Source organism: Blastomonas sp. AAP53 (assembly GCF_000331245.1).
Taxonomy (GTDB): domain Bacteria; phylum Pseudomonadota; class Alphaproteobacteria; order Sphingomonadales; family Sphingomonadaceae; genus Blastomonas.
The window spans coordinates 547,497-561,138 of sequence record NZ_ANFZ01000006.1; the positions used below are offsets into that span (position 1 = coordinate 547,497).

Genomic DNA, 13,642 nt, shown 5'->3' on the forward strand with positions numbered 1-13,642 from the left:
GCAGCCGCTCTGGATTCCGGCGCTCGCGAGCGTGCTGCAGGAGCGATCCATTCAGAAGGCAAAGTGTTTTTGAGTGGTTGCAACGTCCGCTTTTGGCGTTGATTTTACTCGGCACCAATGACCATTTCTGGGTGGTTAGCTGTCGTCAGGGCTCGTAGAAGGTGCTGCCCCCGTTTGGTGCCGAGCGGAGTTGGTGGATACCGATCCGCCATCCGTCTTCGATGGTCATCTTCGGAGAATCGCTGTTCCAGATCGCGGCAGAAACGCCCGTCGTGAACTCCTTGGTCAGTCGTAACAGGACCTTCTCTGCCGCCTTCTCCTTCGTGGCAGCATACGCATGTCGGGTTGTGAAGAAGCCTCGGACGTCGTCCGGATGGCGGGGGTCACGGCCATGAATCATGAAGCGGTAGAACGGCATAGACGTGTTTTCTGACACTTGCAGAATGACTGCAATGGGGTCGCTTCCTGAACGGCAGGTTTTTTTCAGAACAGTTCCATAGCAGCCACCCACCTCCGCTCAGCCTGAGCTTGTCGAAGGCCCCGCTATTCGGCCAGCGTGGGCGAGGGTCCTTCGACTTCGCGGGCTGGAGTCCGCGGCTCAGAGCCTGTCTTGAACTTGATTCAGGAATGAGCGGGTGTGGGCAGGGGCCATCAAGCCCGGCCGCGACTGTTCGCCCCAGTGCCCAATAAGGTGCTGATGGTCCCGGCAGGCGCAAAGCGACCCCCTCGACGCGAACGAACCGCAGAGCCTCAATCGCGATAATCCAGCGGCGGTTTGCGATCCCCCAGCAGCGATTGATATTTGTAATTCGGACCCAGCGCGGTCTTGAATGCGGCCGTTGCCTCGTCGCGCAGGGCGGGGTTGGTGTAGAGCTCGATCGCCGCGAGCGTCATTGCCTTGGCGGCGACCTGGGCGCCCTTGAAGCCGATGGTCATGCCGCTGGCTGCCGCCGATTGCCAGCTGTGCGATGACGTTCCCGGAACCCAGGTCGCCGCGCGCAGGCCCACCGTCGGCGTCGCATAAGACACATCGCCCACATCGGTCGAGCCATAGCCCAGGGTCACATCATAAGGCTGCACCTCGCTCTGGCTGCCCAGCGGCAGATCGGGCTTTTCGAAGCTCTGCCGGATGCCTTGCGCGAACTTGGTTTCGTCTGCCGTATAGCTGATACCGCCGACCTGGCGCAGCTTCATGTCCATCATCTTGGCGAGCGGCTCGTTGACCAGCAGCGGGTTGTTGCCGTGGATGATTTCCCATTCGACTTTGGTGCCAGTGCCCTGCGCTGCGCCCTGCGCGGCCGCTTCCAGCCGGGTCCAGATGCTGCGCACCTGATCGGCGTCGGGGTGGCGGACGTAATAGAACACCTCGGCGAAGTCGGGCACGACATTGGGCGCGCTGCCGCCTTCGGTGATGACATAATGGATGCGGGTCTGCTGCGGCACATGCTCGCGCATCATGTTGGCCATCATGTTCATCGCCTCGACCCCGTCGAGCGCGGAGCGGGCGCGTTCGGGCGCCCCTGCGGCATGCGCGGAGACGCCGGTGAAGCGGAACTTGGCCGAGCGGTTGGCGAGCGTCGTGCGCGCCGCGGCGGAATTCTCGTCATCGGCATGCCAGTGGATGGTGAAATCGACATCCTTGAACAGCCCGTCGCGCACCAGATAGACCTTGCCGCTGCCGCCTTCCTCCGCCGGCGTGCCATAGAGCCGCACCCGGCCCGGCGTACCGGTGGCCTTCAGCCAGTCGCGCACCGCCAGCGCCGCGCCCAATGATCCGGCGGCGAACAGATTGTGCCCGCAGGCATGCGCCGCGCCCTTGCCGGCGAGCGGCGCGCGGGTGGGGCTGGCGTCCTGATTGATCCCGGGCAGCGCGTCATATTCGGCGAGGATTGCGATCACCGGCCCGCCGCTGCCGAACTCGGCGGTGAACGCGGTGGGAATGCCCGCGACGCCCTCGGTGATCTTGAAGCCTGCGGTCTTGAGCCGGTCGCGCAACAGCGCGCTCGACCGCTCCTCCTTGTAACCGACCTCCGCCCATTCCCAGATCTGCCGTGCGACCTTGGCGGTTTCGTCATAACGGGCATCGATCGCCTTGAGCGTCTGGGTGGTGGCTGCGTCTTCGGCTTCTGAAGCCAGGGCCGGGGTAGCGAGGGTGAAGACGAGCGCGGTGAGCAGGAGGTGTTTCATGTGCGGCGGCCCCTTGGCTGGTTGGATGCGTGCATCATGTTGGAGGGGAGGGGATAGCGCAAGGGGTGTGGGGCGACCGTTGCGCGTACGTCCCTCGACTTCCCGGTCGTGCCGGGAAGTCGAGGGACGTACGCGCTACCGCCAGTCCAGAAACCCAGCGTCGATACAATGATCGATCATCCGCCTGAACGCAGCCTCATCGATCGCTGGAGGCGTTATCCCTGCGATCTGCTGCAAGCTGTCGCCTGCAAAGCGCGGACTGCGCACGAAATAGTCGAAGAACTGCGGGCCGATCCGCCGGTGGACCATCGCGATGCGTCGGTCGCGCTCGGTGGCGTGATACTCTTCCGGCGCGATCATTGTTGCAGGTACCGTGCCGGGGTAATCGCCGACGATCCGCAGCATGTCCGCCATCGCAAACGGCGCGGCTCCGACCAGATGCAGGCGGCGACCATTGAACGCGGCAATATCATGCGCCATCGCCATCAGCCCGGCGGTGACATGGCAGATCGGTACGATGGCAAAGGCGGCGTCGGGCACGGCGGGGACGGCGCCGAGCAGCGGCGATCCGAACAGCCGGAACAGGTGATGGAAACCATCGATCCGCGCAATCGCACCGTCGCTCAGCCGCCCGACGATGATTGCGGGGCGTGCGATGGCGGCGACCAGGCCTTGTGCGCGCGCAGCCTCGACCAGCACCTCGGCGCGCGCCTTGCTGGCCTCGTAGCCGTTGGTGAAATCCGCTGTCGGATCAGCGGGGGTTTCTGGGATGAAACCATCGGCGCGGCCGCAGACATAGGCGGTCGAGACGTGCAGCAGCGGGCAGCCCCACAGCCGGGCCAGCGCAATGGCATGCGCGGTGCCGCCGACATTGACCGCATCATGCACCGCATCGGCGGCGGCAAAGTCCACCGTTGCAGCGCAGTGGACCAGAAGGTCGATGTGCTGGGGGTGGTCGGTGAGGCCAAAGCCGGGTTGAGCGACATCACCTGCCAGCACCGCGATCTCGCCAATCCGGTCGCGCCCGTCCATATCGAGCACATCGCGGCCTTCTCCGCGCACGAGGGCGGTGACGCGGTGCCCGGCATCAAGCAATGCGCCCGCCAGCGCTCCGCCGACCAGCCCGGTCGCTCCGGTCAGGAAGACGTGCATACGCGCCCCGGATGGAGGGGCGCTAACCCCCTCCGCTCAGCCTGAGCCTGTCGAAGGCCCCGCGCATAGGGTGGCCTTCTGGCCCAGCCGTTTTCCGGCGAAAGCCGGAATCCAGAGCGGTTGCAGTGCAATCCCGCCCCTGGGCTCCGGCTTTCGCCGGAGAACGGGTTGCGATCGGACAACGGCATAGCGTGGCCTTCGACAGGCTCAGGCTGAACGGATGTCGGGTGCATTGGAACGAGCGCAAAAAGCGTTCAACAGCAGCCCACCAGATCGCCATCCTCGCCCGCCGCCTGCGCAAACGGCAGCCCGCCGCCGCAGCCGGCGAATACGCCGTAGTGCGTCGAGAAATCACCGATGAACTGGAAATGCTCGGCAAAGCGCGTGTCGCTGAGCATCTTCCAGCTGTTGCCGCAGATCGGGAAGATCCGCCCGCGCTCGATTTCATGGTGCTTGTCGAGCGTGAACACGCGTTCCTCGCCCTCGACGGTGCCGAGGTACACCACCGCCTGGCCATAATCCTCGCACTCGGGCTCCAGATCATCGAGCTTGAACAGACGGTAGGTGGCAGAGAAGAAATCGACGCCGTCGAGCATCTCGGCGATGCGCGCGTCGCCGATGCCTAGCGGGCGATCCTTGACCAGCCGCGGATCGGTGAAACCGGCGGCCTTGGAGAGCTTGAGGAAATCGCCCCAATAGAGCGCGCCCGACAGGCACTCGCCGTGGAGCACCGGATCGGTGAGCAGATGCTGCGGCACCCGCCGGCTCGAATAGACGTCGGAGAAATACATCTCGCCACCGGGCTTCAAGAGCCGGTGCGCGTCGGCGAACACCTTGGCCTTGTCGCCCACCAGATTGATCACGCAATTGGAGACGATGATGTCGAAGCTGCCGGGCTCCAGATCGAGTTCGTCCAGCTTCTCGATATCGCCCTCGACGAAGCGCACGTTCGACTTCGCATAGCCGAAGGTCTCGCGGTGCCATTCGAGATGGGCGTTGGCGATGGCCAGCTGCTCGGGCGTGGTATCGACACCGACGACCTCGCCATGCTCGCCGACCAGCTGCGCGAGGATATAGGCGTCCTGACCCGAACCCGACCCCAGATCGAGAATACGCGCGCCTGCAACCGCCGATGGGGCGATCAGGCCGCAGCCGTAATAGCGTGCTTTGACGTCCGGATGGACGTTGGCCAGCGCCTTGATCACCGCGAGCGGCGGACGTTCGGCAGTGGTGCATGCATCGGTGCGCAGGTCGGCGGATTCGGACAGCACCTTGCCGTAGTATTCGCGCGAATTTTCGATATTCATGCTGGATTCCCTTTGATCTGACGCACATGGTCTAGCGGCAAGAATTCGCGGTAACCAGCCGCATTGTTTCACCGAAACGAGGTCTATGAAATATTCGCATGACGTGATCGTGATCGGGGCAGGGTCTGCCGGGCTGGTCTGCTCGGGCGGGCTGGCGATGTTCGGGCTGAAGCCGCTGCTGATCGAGCGCGCGGCGATGGGGGGCGATTGCCTCAACACCGGCTGCGTGCCCAGCAAGGCGCTGATCTCCGCCGCGCACCGGGCGCACGACATGCGCAATGCCGCCGAATTCGGCATGGCCTCGGTCGAGCCCCAGGTCGATTTCCGCGCGGTGCACGCGGCGGTGCATCAGGCGATCACCACCATCGAGCCGCATGACAGCGTCGAACGGTTCGAGGGCATGGGGGTCGAGGTGGTGCGCGGCGATGCCACGTTTACCGGGCCGAAGAGCGTGGTGGTGGATGGCAAGACCTTCACCGCGCCGCGGATTGTGATCGCGGTTGGCAGCCGCGCCTATGTCCCGCCAATCAAGGGGCTGGATGCGATTGCGTACCTCACCAACCATAACGTCTGGGAGCTGACGGAACTGCCGCAGCGCCTGATCGTGCTGGGCGGCGGGCCGATCGGCATGGAGATGGCGCAGGCGTTCCGGCGGCTGGGCTCGGAGGTCGTGGTCGCCACCAAGGGCCGCCCGTTCCCCAAGGATGACGCGGATGCTGCGAAAATCGTCATCGATAGGCTGACCGGCGAGGGGATCGAGCTGATCCATGATGCCGAGGCCGATGCGGTGGCGAAAACGGACCAAGGCCTGGTGCTGACCCTCAAGGATGGCCGCACCGTCACCGGCACGCACCTGCTGATCGCCACCGGGCGCGAGGTGAATTTCGACGGGTTGGGGCTTGATGTTGCCGGCGTCCGCCACGACAAGAAGGGCATCCTCGTCGATGCCCGGCGGCGGACCAGCGCGAAGCACATCTACGCGATCGGCGATTGCCGCGAGGGTCCACGCTTCACCCACGCCAGCGGCTATGAGGGCGGCAATGTCGCGCTCGAGATCAGCCTGGGCGTGCCGACCAAGGCGAACTATGCCGCGCTCCCCTGGGTCACCTATACCGATCCCGAACTCGCGCAGGTCGGGATGACCGAGGACGAGGCGCGCAAGGCGCATGGCGACAAGATCACCGTGTGGCGCGAGGACTTCGACCACAACGACCGCGCGGTGACCGAGCGCGAGGTCACCGGCTTCGTCAAATTGATCAAGAAGGGCAGCAAGGTCATCGGCGGCACGGTCGTGGGCCGCGGCGCGGGCGACCTGATCCTGCCGATCGCGATGATGATCGCGGGCAAATCCTCCACCTTCGGCGTCGCCAGCCTGATCGTGCCCTATCCCAACCGCTCGGAGCATATCAAGGCGGCGGCGTTTGCGTCCGATGAGGGCAAGGTTTTCAACAAGTGGTCGCGGGGGTGGGCGAGGTTTCTCGCAAAGCGGCGGCGGTGAGGGCGATATGGTCGATCCGGTAGTGAAAGAAGCAAAGTGGCAAAGGTTTGTCGCTCCGGGGGATAGCGTTAGGCTTAATCCCGTAATGAACGACACAAAATGGCATGAACTGGCATTGGCGATGGATGCGCTGACGCCCGGACCGAGTTGGAGCACGCTTTCCACAACCGACTACAATTACGGCCCTGATTGGGATTGGCGCTACCACTTCAGGGAATGTGGTTTCAAGGACATCGCTTATGTCGATATTCACGTCAAAACAGCTGACCAGCGTGACCGCGTGCGATCTTCACTCAAGCAGGTTCATGTGCCGGGTGAGGAGACGCCCGAAGGATTTCGTGTGTTCGGTTATCTGTCGGATGGCAAAAACGCCGACTATATTTGAGATCATTGTGCTATTCGGCTGGCGTCGGCGCGGGTCCTTCGACTTCGCGGTCTAAAGCCCGCGGCTCAGGATGAGCGGGGGTGTTTAGGGCTGTCATCGCTATCGCTGGCGCGTTTCAAGCCACATTCGCGTGAAGAATATCGTACCATAGATTATCAACGCCGAAGCCAGAGGGATGGGCGTAATGAATATATAGTCCAGCACACTGGTGGACCGCAGGTTTTCCGGGTGCTGGGCCTGCCACCAATGAACGTAGAAAATAGCACCGAGCGGCACAAGCAACAGCGAGAGCCAGCCTATGGGGCGGGTGCCGAAAATGAACCCGAAGAGAGTTCCAGCTAGGGCACCGTATATAAACAAAGCTGTGGCGTTCATTTGGGTAATTTAGTCTGGTTTAATTTGGATGCAACAACGCTCATGTTAACACGCCAGACGTTGTATCATTAGGTTTAACCCGCCACTCCCTCCGCTCAGCCTGAGCCTGTCGAAGGCCTCGCGATGTGGGGATCATGTGCAATCACGCCATCCTGAACTTGTTTCAGGACCCATCATGCCCCAACAGCCGAAGCGGCGTGAAGAGAAATGGGCCCTGAAACAAGTTCAGGGTGACGGATCATGATACCGCTTCGGTCAGCGCGGGGCCTTCGACAGGCTCAGGCTGAGCGGGGGTGGTTAGGCGCGGACCATTCGGGGCGGGCTGGGTCGGTCAGATCGCCTGCGCGCTGCCGATCACACCCCAGATGTAAAAACGCCTGCACCATCAAACACTAACGCTATGTTCACCCTTTTTCGTCATAGCTGACGCCAATCTGCGTGAACCCGGCCTTTCGTCCATGCGACGAAAAGGGGATTCGCGGGGCGACGAAAAAGGTGCTGACATGGGATTGTTCCGTCTGTTGAAAATGGGAATCGCGGCTCTGGCGGCCTCTGCTCTGGTGGCAGGTTGCGCTTCCACCGCGAGCGGGCCGCAGCTGCCTCCGGCATCGTTCGTCTCGCTGTCCGATGGTCCGGGCGAGGAATATATCATCGGCCCGCTCGATGAACTCACCGTGTTCGTCTGGCGCAATCCCGAGCTCGGCGCCAAGGTGCAGGTGCGCCCCGATGGCCGCATCACCACGCCGCTGATCACCGATATGCCCGCCGTCGGCAAGACGCCGACGATGCTGGCCGAGGACATCAAGCTGCAGCTGTCGCAGTTCATCCAGGAGCCGATCGTCTCGGTAATTGTCAACAGCTTTGCGGGCACCTTCTCGCAGCAGGTGCGGATCGTCGGCGCGACCGAAAAGCCCGCGTCGATCCCGTACCGCGCCAACATGACGCTGCTCGATGCGATGATCGCGGTCGGTGGCCTGTCTGAATTCGCAGCGGGCAATCGCGCCAAGCTGGTCCGCTTCGACAAGGTGTCGGGCCGTCAGCAGGAATATCCGATCAAGCTCGGCGACCTCATCAAGAAGGGGGACAGCCGCGCCAACGTGCTGCTGCAGCCGGGTGATGTGATCATCATCCCGGAAAGCATGTTCTAACCGTGCCGCAGCCGACACGACCCGTTTAAGCGAAAGAAAAGCCTGACCGATGACTGGCCTGTACGAAGAATTCCGGATTGCGGTTCACAGCGTGTGGCAACGCCGCTGGCTGGCGATGGCCATTGCCTGGGCGATTTGCATCATCGGTTGGCTGGCGGTGGCGCTGATCCCCAATACCTATGAATCGCAGGCCAAGCTCTTCGTTCAGACCAAGGCGATCCTACCCGACAACACCGGCATCAGCACGGTCGAGCGGCAGAAGCAGATCGATACCGTCGAACAGACGCTGACTTCGGCGGCCAACCTCGAAAAGGTCGTGCGCGGTACGGATCTGGGCAAGAACCTGGCGACCCCGCGCGAGATCGAAGGCGCGGTGAACGGCCTGCGCACTGCGATCAAGATCAAGTCCGAGCAGGACAATCTGTTCGAGATTTCGGCGACGATGTCCGCAGGTGGCCGTTCCGACGGCGAAGCCGCGACGCTGGCGCGTGATGTTGTGCAGAAACTGATCGACATCTTTGTCGAGGAAAACTTGGCCGGCGGGCGCGGCGAGACCAGCGATACTTTGCGCTTCCTCGATGAACAGCTCGCCAAGCGGCAGAAAGAGCTGGAAATTGCCGAGCAGAAGCGGGTCAAGTTCGAGACCGAGAACCTGGGCATGCTGCCGGGTATTGGTTCGGTCAGCCAGCGGCTGGAGCAGGGCCGGATCGAGATCAATCAGATCGATTCGCAGCTGATCGCTGCGCAAAGCGCGCTCGCCGCGATCAATGGCCAGGTTGCCGGCACGCCGCAGACCATTGCCGGCGGTGCGACTGGCGGCGTCAACCCGCTCGCGCAGGCACAGGGCGAGCTCGCCGGGATGAAGGCGCGCGGCCTGACCGATCAGCACCCGGATGTGCAGGCGCTCAAGAACCAGGTCGCGGCATTGAAGGCCGCAGGGGCTGGCGCCAGCACCTCGTATGGCGTGCCCAACCCCGCCTACAGCTCGCTCGTCAGCATGAAGGCCGAGCGCCAGGCGGCAGTGACCGCGCTGCAATCGCGCAAGGCGGCGCTGCAGGGCGAGATGAACGCCATGGTCGCCAAGCAGATTCAGGAGCCCGGAGTCGCTGCCGAGCAGGCGCGGATCGCGCGTGACTATGAAGTGCTCAAGACCCAGTACGACAAGCTGCTCGCCGATCGTGAGCAGGTGCGGCTGCGCGGACAGGTGGAGACGCAGACCGATGCGGTGCGCTTCGACCTGATCACGCCGCCGTCGAGCCCGCGCACGCCGATCGCGCCCAAGCGGCCGTTGCTGCTGGCAGCCGTGCTGTTTGCAGGGATCGCTGGCGGAATTGGCGGTGCGTTCGCACTGGGCCAGCTCAGCGCCAGCTATCCGACGGCTGCCAAGCTGGAAGCCGCCAGCGGTCTGCCCGTGATCGGATCGATCTCGCAGATGCTGACACAAGCCCAGCGTGATGAGCGCAAGCGCAAGCTGAAGATGTATCTGGGCTCCGGTGGCGCACTGGTCGGGGTGTTCCTCGTCCTGCTGGTCATCGAGTTCATTCAGCGCGGCTCGGTGGTGTGAGGGACAAAAGAGACATGACCATGCACGATCCCATCAAGTCGCCGGACAAGGCCACCCCCACGCCCTCGTTGATCGAGCGCGCCTCGGAGATGTATGATTTCCGCAAGGTAATGAGCGTGGATGCGTCGAAGCTGCCCGCAGCGCCTGCCGCACCGGCGCCGCTCGCTGCGCCCGAGCCGGTGCAGGCGCCTGAGCCGGTTGCACAGGCCGTTTCCCAGCCCGTGCAACCGTCTGTGACCCCGCCGATTGCAACGCCCGTGGCCGCTCCGGTTCGCCCACGCGCGTCCAGCCTGCCGGTGGCCCGGATCGACCGCGATCGGTTGCGGGAATCCGCATTCATCGTGCCCGATGGCCCGGTGACCAGCATCTCCGAAGAGTTCCGCATCATCAAGCGGCGGCTGCTCGCCAGCATCTTGGCCGAGGCCAATGCCGGGCTGGGCGTGGCGGCGCAGCGGATCCTGATCTGCTCGGCCCAGCCGAACGAGGGCAAGACCTACAGCGCGATCAATCTGGCGCTGTCGATCGCGACCGAGAAGGACCATGACGTCCTGCTGGTCGATGCCGATTTCGCCAAGCCCAGCATCCTGTCGTCGCTTGGCATCACCGGGCAGCTGGGACTGATGGATGCGTTGGCGGACCCGGCCGTGGCGGTGGAGGACTGCATCATCCCGACCGATATCGACGGGCTCTCGGTGCTTCCAGCCGGGCGGCAGACCAATACAGACAGCGAATATCTCGCCTCGGCGCGCACGCTCGAAGTGCTGGCGCGGCTGACCGAGGGCCACCCGCGCAGAATCGTGATCTTCGATTCGCCGCCATTGCTGGCCGCTTCGCCCGCCGCAGCGCTCGCCCAGCATGTCGGCCATGCGCTGATGGTGGTGCGGGCAGATGTCACCAGCGAACGTGCGCTGCGCGATGCGCTCGGGCTGATTTCGGGATGCAACCAGATTCAGCTGCTGCTCAACGGGGTGAAGTTCTCCCCCTCGGGCCGCAGCTTCGGGTCCTATTATGGATATGGAGAATGACCATGATCAAATGGTCTGATGTCAAGCATGGTACATGCAGCCTTGCGCTGGCCGTGGCGCTGGTGGCTCTGCCCCAGGCCGCGCACGCCCAGCAGGGCGGCAATGGTGCGCAGGGCGGCGGCCAGTCGGGTGGACAGGGTGGCGGCAGTGCCAGCGTGCCTGCCAATCGCCGGTCGGTCGTGGTGCCCTATCTGGAAGTGGGGCAGGTGCTCAGCGCCGACCTGAAGAACGGTGGCGACCTGCTGACCTACAGCCTGGCGGCCGTGGGCGTGGATGCGGCGGTGCAGACCTCGCGCGTCGAGGCGCAGGTCAGCGTCCGCTATGAACGGCGTTTTTCGTGGAACGACGATATCGGTGATCAGGATGCGATCAGCGGCATCGCGCGCGCCAATGTCCAGATCATCCCCAATGCGCTCTCGATCGAGGCAGGCGCGCTGGGCATACGCTCGCGCATCGACAACCGGGGCGCAGCGCCCAGCAACCTGATCGGCGGATCGGACAACGTCACGCAGATCTATTCGGTCTATGCCGGGCCCACGCTGGCCACCAATGTCGGCGGGGTCGAGGTCAACGGCCTGTATCGCATCGGCTATACCAAGGTGGAGGCCGACGCGGTGGCACTGCCCGCAGGCGCGCGTCCGCTCGACCTGTTCGATGACAGCGTCAACCATGCCGCCAGCCTTGCCATCGGGCAGCAGCCGGGCGGCTTCCTGCCCGTCGGATGGTCGATCAGCGGCGGCTATTATCGCGAAGACGCCAGCCAGCTCGACCAGAGGTTCGAGGACAAGATCGTCCGCGCCGATGTCACGGTTCCGGTGAGTGCCACGCTCGCGGTCGTGGGCGGCGTTGGCTACGAGGATATCGAGATTTCAGAGCGCGATGCGGTGCGCGACGCAGCCGGCAATCCGGTTGTCGGCAACGATGGACGTCTGGTGACGGACCGGAACTCGCCCCGCCTGCTGTCCTATGATCAGGATGGCCTGATCTGGGATGTCGGCGTGCTGTGGCGGCCCAGCCGTCGCACCTCGCTGGAAGCGCGGGTCGGTCGTCGCTATGACAGCACCACCTATTATGGATCGTTCACCTACACGCCCAACCAGCGGCTGGCGGCGAACCTGGCAGTCTATGACCTAGTGTCGGGCTTCGGTTCGCGGCTCAACGACAATGTGGCGGGCCTGCCGACCCAGTTCGATGCGACGCGCAACCCATTGAGCGGCGATCTCAACTCGTGCTTCTTCAGCGGTGGCGGCGGCAATTGCCTCAACGACACGCTACAGTCGGTGGCGTCTTCGGCATTCCGCACCCGCGGCGTGACCGGCCAGATCAGCCTGACCAGCGGCAGCTGGCAGCACGGCTTTGGCGCAGGTTACAGCCGTCGCAGGTTCTTCGCCGCCGAAAACGGCGCATTGGCAGGCTTCGATCAGACGATCGACGAAATCTGGTTCGCCAGCTTCAACACCTCCAAGCAGCTCGATGCCCGATCCAGCCTGACCGGTACGGTCTATGGCACGTATCTGGAAAACGGCCCGGGCCAGGCGTTGAATGGCGGCGGCAGCGACGTGCTGGGCATTGGTGCCAATGCAGCTTACGGGCGCAATTTCACCAACCGGTTCACCGGCACCCTGGCGCTGGGGCTCGATTATTTCGATCCGCAAGGCTTTGAAAGCAGCCTGGTCGCATCGGCGCTGCTGGCGCTGCGTTACTCGTTCCAGTAAACATCACAGAATAACCAGGGGGTAAGCCCATGTTTGAAACCCATTACGGACTGACCGGACGGCCATTCCAGCTGACGCCTGACCCGCGCTTCTATTTCGAGAGCGCGACGCACCGCAAGGCGATGTCGTACCTGGGCTATGGTCTGGCACAGGGCGAGGGCTTCATCATCATCACCGGCGAGATCGGTGCAGGCAAGTCGACTCTGGTCGCGCACCTGATGCAGACGGTGGACAAGGCCCGGCTGACCGCAGCGCAGATCGTCACGACCCAGCTCAAGGGCGATGACCTGCTGCACATGGTCGCCAGCAGCTTCGGCATTGCCACGGCGGGTCTGGACAAGACCGGAACGCTGGGTGCGATCGAGCAGTTCCTGCATGGCGAAGCGCGCGCCGGGCGCCGCTGCCTGCTGGTGGTGGATGAATCGCAGAACCTGCCGTTTGCTGCTCTGGAAGAGCTGCGGATGCTCTCGAACTTCCAGCTGGGCAGCCACCCGCTACTGCAGATATTCCTGCTCGGCCAGCCCGAGTTCCGCGCAACTGTGCACGGCGCGCCCGGGCTGGAGCAGCTGCGCCAGCGGATCATCGCCACCCATCATCTGGGTGCGATGGAGCAGCACGAAGTTCAGCCCTATGTCGAACACCGGATGACACTGGTCGGTTGGCATGGCCACCCGGCCTTTGCCGACGATGTCTGGCCACGCATGTTCGCAGAAACAGGCGGTATCCCGCGCAAGGTCAACATGCTGATCAACCGCGTGCTGTTGATGGCGGCGGTGGACAATCGCGACAGCATTGATGCCGCGCTGATCGATGCGGTGCTGGCCGATCTTTCCGTCGACAGCATGTCCGATGAGGATTGGCAGAACGAGGCGATGCTGGCGAGCGCTGCGCGCCATGCGGAACATGCTAGCAATGCAGCACCTGCTCCCGCACCGGTTGCCGAGGTTGCCACGCCGGTGGCCGCAGCGATACCCGAAGTCAGTCGCACCGATTTCAACCACTTCGTGCGCGAAGTGCGCGCGTTCGCGGGCGAGCAACAGGAAGCCCGCACGCTTCTGGTGCAGGAACTGCAAACCGCGCTCGATCGCATCCAGACGCTCGAGGCGCGCCCCGCCGACACCACCGACTTGCAGCCACTGCTCAACCGGATCGATGCGCTGGAGCAGCTTCAGGCTGAACAGCAAAAGGCATTGCACAGGGTACTGGCTTTGCTGGTAGGCTGGGTCGAAGATGATTCCGCCGGCATGTGGCCACAGGGCCGCGCCGCCTGATCGCTTTGCTATCAA

Annotated in this window: 12 protein-coding genes; 7 read left to right on the top strand and 5 right to left on the bottom strand. The window is 63.6% G+C overall.

Translation table 11 applies throughout. The features are described from left to right. Nucleotides 1-145: 145 nt before the first annotated feature. The 4 genes from D618_RS0105610 to D618_RS0105625 form a co-directional block, all read right to left on the bottom strand. Nucleotides 146-418 carry a hypothetical protein gene (locus D618_RS0105610; protein ID WP_017670518.1) on the bottom strand — a complete coding sequence of 91 codons (273 nt, stop codon included), beginning with the start codon at nt 416-418 and terminating at the stop codon, nt 146-148. 332 nt (nt 419-750) lie between these two features. Beyond that, the gene (locus D618_RS0105615; protein ID WP_017670519.1) at nt 751-2,187 is read right to left on the bottom strand and encodes an amidohydrolase; all 1,437 of its coding nucleotides are present in this window, start codon (nt 2,185-2,187) and stop codon (nt 751-753) included. A gap of 135 nt (nt 2,188-2,322) precedes the next feature. Next, nucleotides 2,323-3,339, bottom strand: a complete 1,017-nt coding sequence (locus tag D618_RS18945; protein WP_017670520.1) for an SDR family oxidoreductase — start codon at nt 3,337-3,339, stop codon at nt 2,323-2,325. Nucleotides 3,340-3,593: 254 nt separating this feature from the next. Next, entirely contained in the window at nt 3,594-4,646 is a 1,053-nt protein-coding gene (locus tag D618_RS0105625; RefSeq protein WP_017670521.1) for a methyltransferase domain-containing protein, read from the bottom strand. Nucleotides 4,647-4,731: 85 nt separating this feature from the next. On the opposite strand from D618_RS0105625, the gene D618_RS0105630 reads away from it, so the two are divergent. Next, nucleotides 4,732-6,144 carry an FAD-dependent oxidoreductase gene (locus D618_RS0105630; RefSeq protein WP_017670522.1) on the top strand — a complete coding sequence of 471 codons (1,413 nt, stop codon included), beginning with the start codon at nt 4,732-4,734 and terminating at the stop codon, nt 6,142-6,144. A gap of 7 nt (nt 6,145-6,151) precedes the next feature. Then, a complete protein-coding gene (locus tag D618_RS0105635; RefSeq protein WP_238550590.1) occupies nt 6,152-6,529 on the top strand; it encodes a DUF6678 family protein in 378 nt (125 codons plus the stop codon). A 99-nt stretch (nt 6,530-6,628) separates the two neighbouring features. Here D618_RS0105635 and D618_RS17750 read toward each other — a convergent pair whose 3' ends face one another. Further along, nucleotides 6,629-6,904 carry a hypothetical protein gene (locus D618_RS17750; RefSeq protein WP_017670524.1) on the bottom strand — a complete coding sequence of 92 codons (276 nt, stop codon included), beginning with the start codon at nt 6,902-6,904 and terminating at the stop codon, nt 6,629-6,631. Between the two features lie 503 nt (nt 6,905-7,407). On the opposite strand from D618_RS17750, the gene D618_RS0105645 reads away from it, so the two are divergent. Genes D618_RS0105645 through D618_RS0105665 form a run of 5 tightly spaced genes read left to right on the top strand, consistent with a single transcriptional unit; the run spans nt 7,408 to nt 13,627 of the window. Further along, a complete protein-coding gene (locus D618_RS0105645) occupies nt 7,408-8,052 on the top strand; it encodes an XrtA/PEP-CTERM system exopolysaccharide export protein (RefSeq protein WP_051041237.1) in 645 nt (214 codons plus the stop codon). Nucleotides 8,053-8,101: 49 nt separating this feature from the next. Then, on the top strand, nt 8,102-9,616 hold the full coding sequence (locus D618_RS0105650) for an XrtA system polysaccharide chain length determinant (protein ID WP_017670526.1): 1,515 nt from the start codon (nt 8,102-8,104) through the stop codon (nt 9,614-9,616). Nucleotides 9,617-9,630: 14 nt separating this feature from the next. Next, nucleotides 9,631-10,641, top strand: coding sequence for an AAA family ATPase (locus tag D618_RS0105655; RefSeq protein ID WP_017670527.1), 1,011 nt, complete (start codon nt 9,631-9,633; stop codon nt 10,639-10,641). Further along, complete coding sequence (locus tag D618_RS0105660) at nt 10,638-12,356, top strand: hypothetical protein (protein WP_017670528.1); 1,719 nt, start codon at nt 10,638-10,640, stop codon at nt 12,354-12,356. Before D618_RS0105655 ends, D618_RS0105660 begins: the two co-directional genes overlap by 4 nt. 29 nt (nt 12,357-12,385) lie before the next feature. Further along, nucleotides 12,386-13,627, top strand: a complete 1,242-nt coding sequence (locus tag D618_RS0105665) for an XrtA/PEP-CTERM system-associated ATPase (RefSeq protein WP_017670529.1) — start codon at nt 12,386-12,388, stop codon at nt 13,625-13,627. Nucleotides 13,628-13,642 lie beyond the last annotated feature (15 nt).